General features: G+C 45.8%; 9 protein-coding genes. All 9 read right to left on the bottom strand.

Annotated features, from left to right (window positions below; all coding sequences use genetic code 11):
- A complete protein-coding gene (locus K7R11_RS05590; protein ID WP_224489338.1) occupies positions 1-1,332 on the bottom strand; it encodes a metal-dependent hydrolase family protein in 1,332 nt (443 codons plus the stop codon).
- A 24-nt stretch (positions 1,333-1,356) separates the two neighbouring features.
- Positions 1,357-2,694: a metal-dependent hydrolase family protein gene (locus K7R11_RS05585; RefSeq protein WP_224489337.1), complete on the bottom strand. Its 1,338-nt coding sequence runs from the start codon at positions 2,692-2,694 to the stop codon at positions 1,357-1,359.
- 331 nt (positions 2,695-3,025) lie between these two features.
- Positions 3,026-3,790 carry a hypothetical protein gene (locus tag K7R11_RS05580; protein ID WP_224489336.1) on the bottom strand — a complete coding sequence of 255 codons (765 nt, stop codon included), beginning with the start codon at positions 3,788-3,790 and terminating at the stop codon, positions 3,026-3,028.
- Positions 3,791-4,257: 467 nt separating this feature from the next.
- Positions 4,258-4,602 (bottom strand): hypothetical protein, encoded by a 345-nt coding sequence (locus K7R11_RS05575; protein ID WP_224489335.1) that lies wholly within the window; start codon positions 4,600-4,602, stop codon positions 4,258-4,260.
- 157 nt (positions 4,603-4,759) lie between these two features.
- The gene (locus K7R11_RS15085; protein WP_224489333.1) at positions 4,760-5,533 is read right to left on the bottom strand and encodes a T9SS type A sorting domain-containing protein; all 774 of its coding nucleotides are present in this window, start codon (positions 5,531-5,533) and stop codon (positions 4,760-4,762) included.
- A gap of 12 nt (positions 5,534-5,545) precedes the next feature.
- The gene (locus K7R11_RS05565; protein ID WP_224489331.1) at positions 5,546-12,232 is read right to left on the bottom strand and encodes a S8 family serine peptidase; all 6,687 of its coding nucleotides are present in this window, start codon (positions 12,230-12,232) and stop codon (positions 5,546-5,548) included.
- Between the two features lie 38 nt (positions 12,233-12,270).
- Positions 12,271-13,752, bottom strand: coding sequence for an FISUMP domain-containing protein (locus K7R11_RS05560; RefSeq protein ID WP_224489329.1), 1,482 nt, complete (start codon positions 13,750-13,752; stop codon positions 12,271-12,273).
- Between the two features lie 12 nt (positions 13,753-13,764).
- Positions 13,765-15,177 carry a RagB/SusD family nutrient uptake outer membrane protein gene (locus tag K7R11_RS05555; RefSeq protein WP_224489328.1) on the bottom strand — a complete coding sequence of 471 codons (1,413 nt, stop codon included), beginning with the start codon at positions 15,175-15,177 and terminating at the stop codon, positions 13,765-13,767.
- 19 nt (positions 15,178-15,196) lie between these two features.
- The gene (locus tag K7R11_RS05550) at positions 15,197-18,274 is read right to left on the bottom strand and encodes a SusC/RagA family TonB-linked outer membrane protein (protein WP_224489327.1); all 3,078 of its coding nucleotides are present in this window, start codon (positions 18,272-18,274) and stop codon (positions 15,197-15,199) included.
- Between the last annotated feature and the right edge of the window lie 66 nt (positions 18,275-18,340).

Genomic DNA, 18,340 nt, shown 5'->3' with positions numbered 1-18,340 from the left:
TTATTTCAGGGTATTCTTATAAATTTTTCCATCTTTCATGATCACCACAAAGTTCTTTTCCGGATCAGCCACCAGGTCAAGATTTTCCAGTGGATTCCCGTCTACTAGGATCATATCGGCATAAGCACCCTCCATGACCACACCCAGGGCGCCTTCCCGGTAAGGATGGCGTGGGCCTGACAATTCCAACAGTTTAGCATTTTCTGAGGTAGCCATCCTTAAGGCTTCAAAAGGAGTGAACCAACGCGTTAACTTAGCGAGTAGTTTCCCTTGCTTAGCCGCATTTTCCGCACCCATAAATAAGTCTGTTCCAAAGGCCATCTTTACTCCAACTTCTTTAGCCAGGGTGTAAACATTATCGGTTCCTTTTGTAACCTCGGCAAATTTCCTGTTGGACTCCGGGTTGGGGAACTTATCCGCATCCTCATCATTCAATACGGGCTGGGTACTTAACCATACATCGTTATCCTTCATCATCTGCAGGGTTTCCCGGCCCATAAGCATCCCGTGTTCTATACTCTTAACGCCAGCCTTTACAGCCATTTGTATGGCATCATCCGTAAAGATATGCGCCCCTACATAGCTGTTGTAACTGTTGGCAACGTCTACAATAGCCTGCATTTCCTCCAAAGAATACTGGCGTACATCGATCGGGTCATAGCTGGAGGCCACACCTCCACCCCCGGCAATTTTGATCTGAGTTGCTCCCAACATAAACGCTTCACGTGCTCTTTTGCGTACCTCCGGAACCCCATCGGCTATAGCGGTCATACCAACTTCTCCCCAGTAATTCATATTACCCTCCTTATCCGGAATTTGATTAATCAGGCGGTAGTCAAAATGCCCCCCGGTCTGACTGATCATGGGGCCGGAAGGCAATATGCGCGGTCCGACGACCAATCCCTCGTCTATAAGCTTCTTCAAACTAAAAACACTTCCGCCCATATCCCGAACTGTGGTAAAGCCCCGCATGAGGGTCTTGGGAGAAGCAAGCGTACTGCGGATCCCGACTTCAAAGGCATCTCCGGATAGCACAAAGGTCATCGGTAGTTCTGCCAGGGCCATGTGCCAATGCATATCGATAAGTCCCGGAATAAGGGTTTTCCCGCCGGCATCAATTACAACGGCATCGCTTCCGGCAGACAGATTCTTTCCGATCTGCTTGACCAGATTACCTTCAATGAGCACATCCACACCTTGCTGCAGTTTTTCATTCACGCCATCAAAAACATTCGCATTCTTAATTAAGACGGAGGATTGCTCTTCCTGGCCAAACCCGGTTTGAACAAGCAGGAGTAGGGCCAGAACGGTTAAAACTTTAATTACTTTCATTTGTATTTGATTTTTAAGTGTGTATTATTCCAGGGTATTTTTATAAATTTTTCCATCCTTCATGATCACCACAAAGGTCTTTTCGGGATCTCCCACCAATTCCAGGTTCTCCAGGGGGTTTCCATCTACTAGAATCATATCGGCATAGGCGCCTTCTTTAACTACTCCGAGTGGCCCATCCTGGTAAGGATGGCGCGGCCCGCTCATTTCCAATAACCGGGCATTTTCTGAGGTCGCAATTTTTAAAACCTCGTAGGGTGTAAACCATTCTCCAAGGCGTACCAGGTATTCACTTTGCTGTTTGGCCTTTGAGGCATCCATAAGCTGATCGGTGCCAAAGGCGATATTTACTCCTATTTTCTTGGCTTTCGGATACAACTGATCCACGGCGTCGACTACCTGCTTATATTTGGCTGCACTAACGGGGTTGGTCCAGTTCATATCTTCCTCCTTCATGGGCTGCGGGCTAAGCCAGGCCCCTTTTTCCTTCATCAGCTTCAGGGTTTCCTCGGATGCGAAAAATCCATGTTCAATACACATGACTCCTGCTTCAACAGAAGTGCGGACACCCCTGTCGGTCATCACATGCGACAATACATAGGTATTGTAATTGGTGGCCTCTTCAACAACGGCCTTGATCTCGTCTACCGAATATTCGCTAACATCCAGGGGATCAAATTCGGAAGACACCCCCCCTCCGGTGGTGATCTTGATCTGGGTAGCTCCGTATTTAAGGATATCACGAGTCCTTAACCGGACTTCAGCCACCCCATCTGAAGTCATAGACATCATATTCTTTTCCCAATAGTTCATGGTACGTTTATCCCTTGGGGTTTCCAGGATCCCGTAGTGATCTGCATGCCCGGTGGTTGGACTCATAAAAGGACCGGAGGGCAGGATCCGATGCCCCGGATATTCCCCGGCATCGATCAGTTTTTTGATGGCAAAAGGATTCCCTCCCGGATCTCTTACAGTTGTAAACCCTCGTAATAAGGTCTCCAATGCCCCGGTCATACTCCGAATAGCCACCTCAGGCATATCCCCCTGGTTGGCTAAAAGAACAGTTGCCGGAGTATAGGCGTAGGTGGTATGCCAGTGAACATCGATTAAACCCGGGATCAGCGTTTTACCTCCGGCATCGATGACGGTGGTCTGACTTCCCGCTGACAGGTTCTTTCCAATCTCCTTAATCAGATGCCCTTCAATGCGTACATCAACTCCTTGCTGCAATTTTTCATTAACCCCGTCAAAAACGTTGGCATTTCTGATCAAGGTCGACGTTTGTTCCTCCTGACCAAAGGCCATGAGACCGCAAATAAATAAGATTAGAAACACCTTAAATTTAATCGTGATTCTATTCATTTTTTTTATTGAATTAAAAACTCTGCCACAATGATATAAATTCACGTTGCTTTTGAGATTCTGATTAATTAAAGAGGTATCATCTGGTTGTAGAGAGCACTTTCCCCCGAACAGCCTTTTAAGAAATTATTGAAAATTATTTTTATTGAACACTTGTTATAACAATGAATCGGGTAAAGACTTAAGATTCAAATGTATAAAAATATTAATACTAACTAACTGTTAAACAGTGGTTTATGGATTAAATGAGGATAATAAAGGATAAACTGGAATCTTGAAGTACTCCTATACCCCCTATGTTATCCTGCACTATTCAGAGATATATAATAGATTAATCTGACGCTTGCTTATTTCGTTTTTTTCCGTACAACGGTGGGGTCAGGTACATGATCCCAATTTCAAATCCGACGCCGAAGGAATTATCAAAAGCGCTTGAATAGGTTCCGGCAATGATCCAATGTTGACTTTCCCAGCGTATACCTGCCCTGTAACTTACAGGGGCATACGCCTCTCCTGAAGTACCAAATACCTCAGCCACGATGGCTGAATGGGGAATGACACCATATAAGGCAGCCCTGGAACTATAGGTGAAGCCCCATGCCGTGTTATCAGAATCCTTATGATTAAAATTCACTGTGGCCCCGGGTAAAAAGTCCCAAAGCAATTGATCCTTAAAAAAGCTGTAGGTGGCAATACCCATAACGAACCAGGATTCAAAACTTTGGGTCACCTCTCCCCGGTCCAGGTGCTGGGGGATCAAACCAGTACCACCAAAGATTCCATAACCAGCCGTTTCCCGATCATTTTGCCAGATCCTGCGTTTGAGGTAAATGGAGCTTGCAGTATAGGCAGAAGACTGTTCGCGGGGATCGTCGTAATAATGAGTAAACTGGAAATTGAGCTCCCATTCCTGGATTAAAGCTCCCACAAGGTAAAACTGTGAGTATTCCTGTCCTGCAGTAGCCACCAGGGTGAAAACTCCTTCAGGAGCCACCCACTGGTTATCGCCGGCGAATTGTTGCGCCTTTATTTCCATCGAATTCCAGAATATGATGCAACATATAAGGTAGAATTCTCTGGATATTTTCCTGCTCATTGGTATTTGGATTATTAAACCGTAACATGAATACAACATCAGCATCGAGTAAAATTCAGTCGATTCACTTCCTGAATTTTATTTGAAACTAACACACCCGACAAGAAGGATAGAGGTAAGAACCTGGGGTTAGGTTTAAAGCGTGTGGAAGTTGAACCGGTCTTCCATATTAAGGATCCCCTTAATGGACCTGTACTCCCTTCCAAAAAAGTACCTGCGCACAGGGCGCGTACTACTTTACTGACTATAAATATATTACAGCCCTATTGCCCTGAGTTTATTATTCGACAAATGCCCAAAAAAAGTGTTCAGCAGGTCAGAAAGAAAATCATGAGCCGATCGAGGACATCATGTAAACATCGCTATGGATTCCAGAACCTATTTTTCACAATCCTATAGCTGCCGTCAGGGTATCGTGGAGATCATGTCGGAATGCCAGGAGACGGGCTTTAAAAAGAAACTGAAGGCTATTGCATTGTATTGGATTGCTTTACAAAGAGATATTCTATTAATTCAACCCAGTCTTTTGGATACCTGATATGGAATTTATGTACCGTATCTTCTGTAAAAAGAACAAATCCGTTCTTGATAAAAAAAACATTCCTGGAGAATTTGACCTTATCAATTTCAGTGAGCAACAATAAGGGTTGCTTCTTACCGGGCATTTTAAACAATAAGGCCTCTGAGGTGAGCAACAACTCTCCTTTTACCTTTGCCGAGCCGGTATGATACGTTGCCACCCCACTGATAATGAGAAATCCCTCCCTGGCTGTTACACCTGGCGTAACCGACTGTTCTTTTTCTATCTTCATTTTTGATCAAATCTTCTCCATACCATAATTCATCTTCCTTATTTAATCCACAGCTATACCTTCTCAAAGGTGTAAGCACAGGTATGCTTGCTTAGAAAAGCCCCGGGGAACTGTTAAAACCCCGGAGTTTTCAAATTGATTAACTCAACTAATCAAATTACTGGACAATAATTTTAAAGCTTTGGTCGGGTTTCCCCCGGACTTTTAAAACGCATATATAAAACCCGGGAGTTGCATTTGCCAGCGTTATTTGTTCGGTATGATCCCCGGGAGGTACCTGTGCAATTGTATTGCTGTAGATCAACTGGGCACTGAAGTTGTACAGCATAATACTCACATCAGCCCTTTCCTCTAATTTGTAATATAATTTCGCCGTATTATTTTTTACAGGATTGGGATAAAATAGGGCGGGCACCTCTATTTCTCCGGGGAGATCAGGCATATTTCCATCCGGAACGCCCTCGGCACTTTTTGCATCGTTAATCACGTTTACATAAACCAGGTGCAGTACAAATCCATTTTCCTTTCCATCGTCAGCACCAAATACTAACTGCCCTGCCCCTACCTTCAACGGGTGGAGATCTATGAAAGCACTTCCTATGGCCATATCTACGATCTCAGGAGTATAGTTCCCTGCCAGGATCTGGAGGTTATCACCGTCCGGATCAGAGAACATATCGAAAGGATCTATGGTAAACGTTTCTGTGGAGTCGGCCAGGTTGAGGGTGATCGTTTCATAGCTGAGATTAAATTGGGGTTGCCTGTTCTTATCGGCCACGGCTACCACAACGGTATCTACAGATTTATTGCCAACTGCATCGGAAACCACCACCGGTATGCGGTAATAGCCTTCACTTTCATACCCGGGTTTTAGCTCGAGTTGAGCCGTATTGTTCCCTGTTTGCCGAAATGCATAGGCTAACCCAGGCACTTCAGCTGTAGCCTAAGCCGTCATTTTATCGCCTTCAGGATCATTAAACAGGTAATTAAACACCTTGGTTTCGGTTTCAACCACGCCCAGCGTATCCGCATAAATATTTGGATAATATTCAAATTCCGGGGCTCCGTTAACATGAATGGTGATGTTCACTTCATCCCGAGCCCGGTTCAAGTCATTGGAGCGCATGAGGATTTTGGCACTGTGTGTTCCTTTACCGGCAATGCCGGGATCGATCACGGCATTTACCGCGACACTGGTATTTCCGGAGAGCTTTGCCTGCTCTGTATCCAGGGTTAACCACTGATTTTTTCCGGATGCCGTAAGAGGTCTTATTTTCCAGACCATTCTTTCTCCCTGGGTATACCCGGGATACCAGTAATACGTTTCTTCCCCCTGGAGCACCCCGGAAAAACAGTTTTGTAAGATCTCTACATCATCTGAGAAGTCAAAACCTAAGTATTTATTGCTTACAGGGTGGGTCATGATCACGAAGAAAGACTCTCCTTCGGGAATAAAGAACGGTTCCTCCAGCGGGAAATAGATCCATTGCTCATCGACCTTTTTATCGATCACAAATTCTTGTTCGTACACCTTTTGCCCGTCCTGAGGAAGCGCACCACCCACATAGACCATAATGGTAACGATCTCCTCTATTCTGTCAAGGTAAGAGTAGGTCTTAATATGGGTTAGATTAAAACCACCCTCAGGTGCCGTAAACTTATTGGAAAAGGCCACGTTGGCTCCCACCGCAAAAGGGGTGAACACTCCGTCTCCTACCTGCTTTTGTTCTAGGGCCAGGGAATCTACCGTTACACGATCCTGGAAATCGTAATTCCCGATTTGATCAGAAATATGCACTTTACCCGGAGTTTGCTCAATGACAGGGATCGCTGCAGGAATCAGCTGGAAATCGAGCCCGGTTTCAGATTGATTCTCAACAGTAAAGGAATACACTTTCTTTTCTGTACTTACTACCTCATATTCCTGGTCCTGCGCATCCCAGAAAAACACCGGGGAATCTGCAATTTTTGCCTGAACCACTGATTGTGCAGTACCAAAATTCCCTGAATAAGTGATGTATCCAATTTGGTCTTGTTTTTCTGATACGGGAATTTCAACCAGCAGCACTCTTTGCTCCCACGGATCCAAATCTATAGGCTCCAACAATTCTCCTGAGCTGCTTCTTACCAACCTGTTGCCTTCCTTATCGTAAAGTACAAGTCCTTCCAGTCCTTCATAGTTAATATTCTCTACTGACAAGGGAGCATACCCCTTATTCGTTAAAACCAATTCTCTTTTTAACTTCAGGTTTTCCCTGAAAATTACCTCTTCCCAAACCAGGGAGTCGGATACTGCCATAACCGGGCTTCCGGATACATGCACCTCTACGGGTATTTCCAACTGTTTCTGGCTTATACTATTGGTAACCATAGTAATGGTATCCCGGTAACTTCCGGGATAATACATATTCCCGGCATTCAATTTCAAATTAAATACGCTCTGTTTACCGGCGGGTAATTTTCCATGAGACGGAGGGTTAATAATCAGGGAAGTACGGTCTTTGATTTTTGCCCAGGTCATGATCATGGTTTTTGGATCATCCAAAAATTCAGTGCCATCCGGGCTTTTTATCCCGTATTTTAACAATCCACCCCATCCTTCTATATCGAAATAATGGAATTTGATGGTGCCATCTGAGCGTATTTCCATTTGAAAAGTAACGAGCCCGGGGTTCATACTTGAATTCTGACTTGTTAACCCGGTCCACTGTACCACAAGGCTTTCCTCTTCCAGCCGGTAATTCAAGCCATCTCCATTCGCCTGAAGTTTTAACTGTGTCCAGAAAGGCGCTATGATGCCATTAAATTCATCCCCGGTCTCAAATTCCGGATTTATCGGTTCATTACGGGGCTCAGCAACCGAAATATAGCCGTTCACAGAAATCCAAACGGTTGAATAATACGCTCCGTAAAAGGGAAAATCAAAGGGCAACTCCAGTCTGGTATATGCTCCGGGTTCCAGTTTCAATTTGCCTTTATCCATATCCAGGGCATCCCACTTATGGAACACTCCGGAAGAGTCACTTACCTTCTTGGTATAGCCATAGGTTTGCATGGCGTTCTTGTTATTTATTCCAATGGCGCTGACACTATCTGTTTCTGTTACAGAGCCCAGAAGGCTGTTTTTAAAAACATAATCCAAATCGATATTTGCTCCGGTATTTGAAATGTTAAAAGGTACCGTGGTGGATTCACCTCCCCGGAGGTTAACCACAACGGGAAGTGACAGGTCATGACTAAAGGTTACATCCCTCCCCGCTTGGGCCTTAAGAGCTACCTGTTCAGTTACGCCATTGTCAAAATACAGCTCTATAACCCCACTATCTTCACCCGTTACTTCCGGAGTAAAGTGAACAGGAATCATCAGGTTGGACAGGGCCGGCACCTCCAATGGAAAACGCATGCTATCCGGAGAGAATACAGGATTATTGCTATTGACAGCCGTCAAATTTACCGGGGCAGCACCGGAGTTTGAGATTCGTATATAACCCGTGGAAGATGCACCTACTAAGACCGAATCTGTATAGGTTAAATTATCGGCCACCTCGATCTCAGGAGTTCCTGATACATTTATAAAGACCGGAATTCGCGACAGTGCAGTACCCGTATTGGTATAAACCAGGACTTCGTTCTCATAGTTACCCGCTGTAAACCCGAATGCAGCAGGGTCGGCTTTCAGCGCTACCGTTCTGGAACTACCTGGAATCACCACTCCGTTAAGCTCACCGGCTTCAGTGATCATGGAAATACTGCGTTTCGGGCTAAACCGAATCACCAATCCATTCTTCAAGGTTCCCTCTGCTCCAAATTCACTAAAGGCATACCGGTCTGCTGTTTCCAGTCCCTGGAAAAAAACTTCCACGTCTTTTTCCGCAGTAATATATTCAACATCCTTATACCGGTATTCTACAGTACCATCCCGGAAAAGAACCACCTGGTAAGTCACCGTATTTCCAGTGGGTCCGTATGCCTGATTCTTGGACCCCATCACGTCACAGTGAATGGTCATTACCATCCGGTTCCCAAAACTATGATAGGTAATTGTTTTCACGTTAAGCGGTTCCCTGTCTATCCTCACAGGTACCATTGCAGGATAGGAGTATAGAATGACACGGCCAAGGCTGGAAATTTTCACCTCCTCCAGCAATTCATTAAAGAAGGGAAACTTAAGGCCCAGAGAAATGCCCTCCTCCAGCTCTTGCTTTGTCAAGGAGGTCCCAAAGCCTGTTATATCATCCCATGAACCGGGATCGGGCCCACCGAGGGAATCCGAGGTCGTCATGGTATAATTCAGTTTTTCGGGCAGCAGGCGGGCATTTTTGTTCACAAGACTATAATGCTCCAGGTCAAATTCCAGGGGTGCCCCGTCAGCACCATTCCCCAATACAAGTGCCAGATCTGCCTTAGAACCATAGGTAACATTCAACGTATCGACCAAAATGCTAAGCTCTGCTGAGGGCTCCTTTAAACTTATAATGCGCAGCGAAAAAGGCAGTGGTCCGAGATTGGTATGGAGCATGATCTTTTCATTAAGGATGCCCGTGGTTAACGGGGTATACCCGAAGTTCGCTTTACCCGTTTGGCCCGGGCCAACAGTAAGGGTATCCGTATAGGTCTCTGCAACTCCTGTTGACTCGATGGTATACCCATACACCTCCAAACTGGCAAGACCTGAATTTTCCATGTCCAACTCAAGGTTATTATTGACATTGGCAATCGCATCCAATTCAAAAACTTTGGAATTATCTATTTCCGGTTGCTGCCCTTCTACTTTTACCTTGAGTTCTATATTTACAATGGGTTTATGAATATCATTGGTTAAAATACCTACCGAGGCCAGGTGATTCCCATTGGTAAGACTGTTGGCATCTACCGTAATATTGACATCCTGTGCCGTCTCTGACGGTATCTCTCCTTTATTGGGGTCCAGAAAGACAAAGGATCCGTTCTCGCCCGTGCTCAATGCTCTCCACATGGGCGTTAAGGGCTGGAATAACAAGGTTAAGGCCTGATTAAATGTTCGGCCGTTATCCTTGGAGTACATGAAGCGCTCGTTATATGCTCCTCCGCCGTATTGCAGCAGCATAGGATTCTGCATTTCCTTGGGAAAATGCAACACTACCCAGAATGACTCGTTGTCCTGGAACTTTTGCGGCTGGTAAAGAGGAATTCTGTAATACTTTAACTGATTAATGGTATCCGGATAGTATTCCTGCATGTACACTGTTTCCGCCTGCATTATATCCTTCCTGGATCCCTTCTTGATCTCAATGGTTATAGGGTGTTCACTGGTTTCGGGAAACAGCGCCACTTCCAGGTGGGTCAGGTTAAAAGAATAATCATAAGGCACATCAAAACGGGTTCCGAAGATTAGTCCGGAGTTCGTATTTCCGGTTCCCGCAAGAATGGCCGGTGGGTTTTGGTTTTCATAGGATAACCCGGCTACGAATTCGGTCGCATCATTTTCCCAGTGTTTGTTGGTCGACAAGGTTTCTGTGGAAATGTTTTCTGCATCCACATAGCGAATAGCGTCAAAAGTGGTTTCAGAAGCACTGGCAACTGTTGTTTCAACCGTGCCGGGTTTCGTATGCATTACTGAAGCGGTAGCTTCTGATACCGGTTCCGGCTCACGGAAATAGGTTTCATTCGATACCAGGGTTTCCCAGTAAATGATCCCTTCAGATATATTTGAAAATGAAACCGGAACCTGGGCAAGAGGGTTCTCGGCCGTGTTAACAGTAACCTCGATACTCCGGGTAGAGGCCATAAAATGAGGTTCGGAAGTTGTTCTTACCCCAAGAACATTGGAGATCTCCGATATATTCTCGAATTGATCGGCCGATTTAACCGCAAACCAATACCCGGTTTCCTTGATCAGGCCCCCAATACTAAGGCTCATCGTCTGGCCTTCCTCCAAGGTGTTTGAAATAAAATATCTCGGATTATTGTCAAAATTCGATGCGGTTATCGGGGCTTCTCCAACCGCGAGGTAATAGCCACTGGGGCTAAACCCATCCTCATCATGAGGTACGGTCCAGGTTAGTCTCACTTCATTGTGAAACACAGCACCGGCATCCAGGTCTGTGATGGCATCCGGAGGAATCCTGTTATCATCGACCAGGGCCTTACCGGCACTTAAAATCCCCTTTCCATATTTATTGTTATGCTGAAAAATAAAAGGGTTGGTTGAATTCAGCAGAATTCGTTTCAGGTCTTCGGGAGTAAAGTTCTCTCCACCAAACTTAGCCAGGATCAGGGCAGCCACCCCGGAAACATGGGGACATGCCATGGAGGTTCCCTGCATATAACCGTATTGATTCCCGGGAAGTGTGCTTAATACTCCACCTTCTTCCCCGTAATTCACCTCATCTCCACCAGGAGCTGCAATATCCACCCAATCGCCATGATTGGCGTAGGGCGCAGGAAAACCTTCAGGCCCGGTTGACGTTACGGCGACCACCTCTTCAAAGGCTCCCGGGTACCTCATGGTATCCAGTCCGTTATTCCCGCTGGCAAAAAACACGATCCCACCCTTCATCGGACTGCCGGGGTACTGACCCGCTTCTGCCACAAAATACCGAATGGCGTCAAGAACTTCGGGCTCGTAAAAGTTATCCAGGTTATAACCCCAGGAATTTTGGGAAATAACCGCCCCATTATCTGCTCCGTATACAATGGCTTCAGCGAAATTCCCTCCGCCATTGTTTCGGTTGTCAAATACCTGTGTAGACATCAGTCTTACTCCATTACCGGTACCATCGCCACCGGCAACCCCGGCAACGCCCAAACCATTATTGTTTACGGCACCAACGGTTCCGGCGACGTGTGTTCCATGTGCCTCCGGGAAGATGGCCCCGGGAACTGCAAAATTGGCACCGTAAATATCATCCACATATCCATTCTGGTCATCATCCACATCGTCTTCCCCATAGAGTTCAGCCTCGTTGATCCACATATTATCTTTAAGGTCTTCATGGGCAAAGTCTATCCCCGTATCGACCACTGCCACGATGATCTCGGAATTTCCGGTTTGTGATTCCCAGGCCAGATCCAATTGTATATCGGATCCATTTTCACCAAACCTGCCATCATTTTTATAGTGCCATTGATCCTTTAACAGCGGATCATTTACAGTGGCGTAATCCAATGACACTGCCGCCAGGTTTTTTTCTTCAGGGTTTCCTTTAAATACAACCGGTTTGCGATGGCCATCGATCCTGTTTTTTTTGTAAACGGGTTTTACGATTTCGACCTCAGTAACTTTTTTATATTCCCTGATAATATCTTCGGCATTCCTCGTACTGTCAAATTCAACCTCATACCAGAGATGGAGACCATATTTTCTGTGCCTGGCTTCAAATTTAGGAGAGAAAGGAAACACCCGTTTAATGCGGTTAATACCCACAGATGCACTGGCCTCATCCACCCTTTGTAATCCAATTTTTTTCGCGTTATCCTTCCCGGTATTAATTTTTAAACCGGGAGCAGACTTGAGGGCTCCAGGTTTTATTTTCATCCGGATCTTTCCTTTTACCGATTCATCTGATGAAACTTTTCCTTGCTGTGCATATACTGCTGTGAGTTGCAGTATACCAAACAAAAGAGCTATGATTATTTTAAAGATCTTCATATGTATATTTTTTATTCCCCGGTCGGTGTGTATCCAAATCATTTCTGTACTTCCCTGACATATCTTACAGGCAAGGCGTAAAACGACCCTGCAATCACTACAACATTTGCGTCGTATTGCGAGTCCCTGATAAGAAGCCCAAGGGCCGTGTTGTTAGCTTCGTAATAATCCATAGTCCAGAACATGCCGGTTCCATCCTGTTCTGTAAACACATTGCGAAAGGCAGGATCCTGAGAACTGGAGAATTCCAGGTACCCGGGATAATTAATCTCGAGTCCGGTTTCACCACCTGTAATGAGCTTAGGTTTGGCATAGAGCGCGCCCCCTTGTGAAACGATGAGTGCCTGGTACTCTTCCCCTGTGGGCAGTCGCCATCCTTCAGGGGCAAAATCCCGGGCTGTATGATAGGTGTAAAGTCGCCCATAACGTTTTCGGTCTTCTTGGGTTTCCAGGGCGTATCCGTCGCCAATAATTGCACGATAAGCGTGCCCGTAATACCAGGAACCATTACCGGGGGCAGCGGCATAATTATAATTATCGGCCATCCACTCCAATCCGTTAATTTCTGTAAAGCGGTAAACCTGGTTATCGCGCGGATCCTTGAACATACCCCACTTGCCCCTGAACCTGATCTTAACAGTATCGGTTGCGGCATGCCCATCTACATCGACTTTCCATAAAAGACTGTAGATCGAGTCGGCCACTCCCCGTATCAGGGTATTGGGGTTGTCCGAATTATATATGTATCCGGACGCATTATTCTCAAGGAGGGTCCATTCTCCGGTGGCTCCCGCCGGGAGGTAGGCCTCCAGTCCGTAAAATTTATCTGCTTCGTATTTAGCCGTTTTAATATCCAGCCGGTCGGGTCCGGCATCCGCTCTAAGCACATCTGTGATGAAAGAGACTTCTTCTGAAACCTTTTTTGACCCATAAGAAAGTGTCCACCTCAGGCTGTAATTGGACTTTTCTTCTCCAATAAACTCCGCCTTATGGTGCTCCTGATTTTCAATACGCCCGCCAATGCTGTTAACGATCTCCCATTTCCCGGTAGCGCCGAATTTAGGTGCTTCCGCTTCGAGATAGTAGGAAATATTGTTTTTAAGGGTATCAGTTTCTTTTGCAGGAGAAATAATTACAGGGTTCATGGCTTTAAAGGATACTGTAATCGTCGCGGCTTCATAACGATCGCCTTCGCTTACCTCCCAGCCGAGCTGATAGGATTCTCCCGGTTCTCCATAAAACATGGTCCGGGGATCATGAATATCCTCAAATCGTCCATTCTCTCCAATATAGATCCGCCAGGTTCCCACCAGGGGCGGCTTTACGGGAACGGCATTTAACTGCACCCCGTACCCATCGTTTTCAATGTTTTCAAACCCTGGCCCTGCATTTGGATTTAGTTTCTGCACTTCCTCATCGTCAGGGGAACACGCCTGGAAAAAGGAGACGAAAAGTAACAGTATGACAGCTGTGATTGCTTCACCTTTCCGATTATTGAATATCATCTTATAATTTTTCATTGTACCTGTTGTTTAATACCCGGTATTCTGATCTGAATTATCCAGTGCCTCATTGGCATCAATTTCCGATTGGGGTATCGGGAATGTCAGTCGGTAGTAATCCGGGTCTGATGCCATAAATGACAGCACGGCCCAATGATCGCCGGTACGCACAAATGGTAATTGTCGTCGCTTGATATCATACCATCGGAATCCTTCTCCGAACAGTTCCTTTCTGCGTTCCAGCAGTACTTCTTCCAGGAGTTCCTGACCGGTTGCAACCGATTTTAACACCCCCGGATTCGACCTTCTTTGCACCAGGTATAATGCATCCTGTGCGGCAGTGAAATTTCCCAGTTCGGTTTCACACTCGGCTTCGATCAGTAACATTTCTGCCGCACGAATACTGATACGCTCGGCATTACCCACCTGGGCATTGTGACCAAATTTGACAATGAGGTGCCGATCAGGATCGATCTCATCGATCCTTAAAAAGAAGTTTTTCCTGGCATCGGCATTAGAAAAAATATTGACAAAATCATTATTTGCCCGCATCGAACTATACCCTCCTACCGGCCAGTAGAAAGATGGGAGCGACAAATAGACATTGTTATCTTCCCTGGTGTAGGCAATAGCAAATATGGTTTCTGCATTGCGGGTGTGAAAACCTTCGTACATCTGCCCGATGGTCATCAGCGACAATCCTTTATAAGCCAGCTTAGCCATATCCCTGGCTTTATCCCATTGCTGCATATCGAGATATACCCTGGCGAGAACAGCCCTGGCCGACCTCTTATCAAAAAATCCTTTATCCCCCTGTTCGCTCAGTTGATTTACAGCAATAAGCAGATCGCTTTCTATCTGCGCATAAACCTCCCTGAGGGACGCTCTTTCAAATGCATTTTCGGTGGTTTCCGAATCGGTATTCAGCAGGATCGATGGCGCGTCCGGATCTTTGCTGTATGCAGGGCTATACATACGGGCCAATCTGAGCATGGCATAAGCCCTGAGCACCCGGGCTTCTCCTTCCAGCCTGTCTGCTTCTTCAGCAGTGGCATCGGGAATAAACGCGGCATTATCGATGATCTTATTCGTATCGTAAATGAGTTTATATCCTGCCCTCCAGGGGTTATCCACGTAGGAATAATTGGGCAGCATATTCATCTGGTAGACCTCGACAAACCAATTCCAGTTATCTACAGAATTAATCATGAGATCCTCTCCCATGATATCACCCATGATGGGATTGTACAATCCTTCAAAAACCGGGCTCCCTAATTGGTCGTATACTCCAATAAGGGCCGAACTGGCCGTTACATAAGATTCAAACACCTCATCTTCTAAAAGGGAATCTGTGGGTTCCAGGTCTAAAAAATCATTGCTGCACCCTGTCAAGCACACACTAAAGAATGCTGTTAGACACAGGTTAATTATTGTTCTTTTCATTGCTAACAGTTTCATTTATCTATAAATCCAGCTTTAATCCTATGGTAACTACCCGGGTTCCGGGAATGGTATTACTCGTTGTTCCGTTAATCGCTATTTCAGGGTCAAACCCTTTATAGTTTGTTAGTGTAAAGAGGTTTTCTGCGGATAGAAATGCCTTAAAGCTACTCAGGTGCAGCGCACTCGTCCATTTATCGGGAAAATGATAGGACACTGAAATATTTTTAAGTCGCAGGTAGGAAGCATCTTCAATAAACCGGGATGACATTTGGTTCGATTCGTCCATATTATTGATACTGTAGCGGGGCACATCCGTATACCGGTTATTGGGGGTCCAGGCATCTAGTGCATCCACGGCAAGATTACTTCCCGGCTGGGTACCATCGTGCATATTGGTCGCATAATCATTGTTGTACACCTTTCCTCCCAGACTGTAAAAAGCATACATGGCGATTTCCAAATTTTTATATTGATAGGAATAGTTCAATCCACCGAAAACTTTAGGCAAGGCCGTTCCCAATCGCTTTCTTTCGGCATCCCGGTAAGCACTGGTCACCATTTTCCCACTACCCAGGGGGTCTTCATATGCCGTATCGGGAAGGGTTGTTGTATCGCGATCGTCCGATTCGGCATTTACATACCACATGGGCCTGCCATTTTCGGGATTGACTCCGGCCCACTCCCGCATATAAAACTGATAAATACTACCGCCTACCTCCAGAAGTTTGGTTCCTGTAGGGATCCTTTCGGTGGTTAATTCCAGGATTTCATTGGTATTCCCCGAAATATTAAAACCCAATGTACTTACAGAGGTTTCAGAATCAAATAAGGTGTAGTTAAGGGCTGCCTCAAATCCTGTATTGCGCATAGCACCAAGATTGGTTAACACGGATCCAAACCCTAATCCTGCAGATAGCGGTTTTGCAAACAACAAGCCATCAGAATTTCTGTTATAGAACTCAAAAGAAGCGTTCAACCTGGAGAAGAGGTGCAATTCAAAACCTGCATTGAAACTTTGGATCTTCTCCCAGCTCAGGTCTTCATTAGCCAGTTGGATGGGGGTTAACCCCGGGTACCCACCGTAATTGGCCCCACTTCCATAAAGGCCTAATGATGCGTAATTCCCGATATTATTATTCCCGGAGGTCCCGTAACTCAACCGAAGTTTGGCATTGTTTAACCAGGCTAATTCCGGCATCCACTGCTCCCTGGTTATTTGCCAGCCCAACCCAAAGGAATAGAAGAGCCCGTATTTATTATTTCTCCCAAACCGGGAGCTACCATCTGCCCGGGCACTGGTGGAAAGAAAATAGCGATCGTCGTAATCAAATTTTATTTGCGACAGGTAGGAAACCATATTCCATGAGGAAACAAAACTTGCCGGCTGCTCTGGTTTTGCCCCCCATACCAATTCGGGGTGATTTGGTACTGCGAAATCGGTTACTCCGGCAGATAACAAAGCGAAATCCTGGCCCAGGGCTTCCTGGCCTAATAATACTTCAAAATAAGAGCGATCTCTTCTTTTGGAATAGGTTAGAATATTGGAGATGTTCCACCCGAGGTTATCGGTATTGGAGGTTGTTGTACGTCCATTTACACCAGCTCCGTTTCCGTGCTCCGGATTGTAGTAATTCAACCCGCTGTTCAGACTGTTATCAATACCTGCGGTAGTTCTGAAGTTGAAAGAAGGAGATAACTTAAAATTAAAAAAGGCATTCACCACTGCTCTTTTGGTCTCATAGCGGTATTTATCCAATTCGGCCAGTCCCACCGGGTTAAAGTCAAAAACGGCCTTATTGCCCCATTCAAATTCTCCAAATTCATTGTAGACGGGGGAGGCAGCATTGATCACCTCTGCAGACCGGACCGGGTTGGCTCCTCCGGAACCGCTCGGGGGTGCATTGGTTTTTGAGTAGGAAAGATGTGTATTAAGGCCTACTTCCAGAAAATGATTGATCTTATGCGAAACATTAATCTTATTGGTCAACCGGGTAAAATCTGAACCAAGGGTAATCCCCGAATCCCTGAAATACCCCAGTGACATAAATACTTTAGTAAGGTCGGATCCACCAGATACATTGAGGTTAACATTCTGAGTGATCCCGGTTTTGTATACTTGATCCCGCCAGTCGGTATTGGTGAGGACCTGGGTCCCGCTAATGAGTTTTCCATTGGTATCCAACGGGTTTTCGACACCGAAAGGGTTATATCCCACAAATTCCCGGACATTGGCATGGGCGTAAGCCCTGGCGTCATCATTGGAAGCGCCGTTTATCAGGGCCTGGTTGTATAAGCCCATCCAGGTGTGCTCATAAAACTGGGTGGAATTCATAAGAGCATATCCGTCTGAAATACGTTCAGAGACTCCCAGCTGGCTGGTGAGACTGATTCTTGTAGAGCCCGCTTTACCGGTTTTCGTGTTAATGAGAATAACCCCATTGGCTGCTCTGGAACCATACAGGGAGGAGGCTGCTGCATCTTTAAGCACGGTAACGCTTTCAATATCATTCGGGTTGATATCGGTAACAGACCCGGACATGGGTATCCCATCAAGCACATAAAGCGGAGCACTGCTGGCACTTAGAGAACCAATACCCCGAATTCTCACGGTAGCGCTTGCTCCGGGCTGACCAGAACTGCTGGAAACCATTAACCCGGGAGTAGTTCCCTGAAGGGATTTCTCGAAAGAGGATACGGGCCGGTTTTCGATCACCTCGTTCTCGACCACCGAAGCTGCTCCGGTATAGGCCTCCTTGGTAGAGGTTCCATAGGCGACCACGATCACAGATTCGAGCTCTTCAAAACTTTCCGTAAGAACAACATCGACAAGGGTTCTGTTGTTAACCGCTTCCACATGGGTTTGCATGCCTATATAAGAAAAGACTAACTTCACATTTCCATCGGGCACCTCTATGGAGTAATAGCCGTCCATGTCGGTAACCGCCCATTGGTTACCTCCTTCCATTACAATATTTACTCCGGGTAGCGCCCCTCCATTATCGTCTTTAACATGGCCTTCAATTGTTAGGGATTGGGCGTGGAGATACGATACACCCAAGAACAGAAACACTAAAAGGCAGTGTAATTGTCTTTTCATTATTTAAGTAGGAATTAGTCTGTAGTAATTGTGAAATTTATTCAGTCAGTGGGCTTTGCTAGCCGG

Origin of the sequence: Robertkochia flava (genome assembly GCF_020166515.1) — a bacterium.
GTDB lineage: Bacteria > Bacteroidota > Bacteroidia > Flavobacteriales > Flavobacteriaceae > Robertkochia > Robertkochia flava.
The sequence above is the reverse complement of the archived record's forward strand: the minus strand, read 5'-3'. Positions and strand labels throughout refer to the sequence as shown.

Excerpts from the sequence above, each read along its gene's own strand:
- K7R11_RS05590 (WP_224489338.1), bottom strand. The coding sequence starts at position 1,332 with ATGAAAGTAATTAAAGTTTTAACCGTTCTGGCCCTACTCCTGCTTGTT.
- K7R11_RS05585 (WP_224489337.1), bottom strand. The coding sequence starts at position 2,694 with ATGAATAGAATCACGATTAAATTTAAGGTGTTTCTAATCTTATTTATT.
- K7R11_RS05580 (WP_224489336.1), bottom strand. The coding sequence starts at position 3,790 with ATGAGCAGGAAAATATCCAGAGAATTCTACCTTATATGTTGCATCATA.
- K7R11_RS05575 (WP_224489335.1), bottom strand. The coding sequence starts at position 4,602 with ATGAAGATAGAAAAAGAACAGTCGGTTACGCCAGGTGTAACAGCCAGG.
- K7R11_RS05565 (WP_224489331.1), bottom strand. The coding sequence starts at position 12,232 with ATGAAGATCTTTAAAATAATCATAGCTCTTTTGTTTGGTATACTGCAA.
- K7R11_RS05560 (WP_224489329.1), bottom strand. The coding sequence starts at position 13,752 with ATGAAAAATTATAAGATGATATTCAATAATCGGAAAGGTGAAGCAATC.
- K7R11_RS05555 (WP_224489328.1), bottom strand. The coding sequence starts at position 15,177 with ATGAAAAGAACAATAATTAACCTGTGTCTAACAGCATTCTTTAGTGTG.
- K7R11_RS05550 (WP_224489327.1), bottom strand. The coding sequence starts at position 18,274 with ATGAAAAGACAATTACACTGCCTTTTAGTGTTTCTGTTCTTGGGTGTA.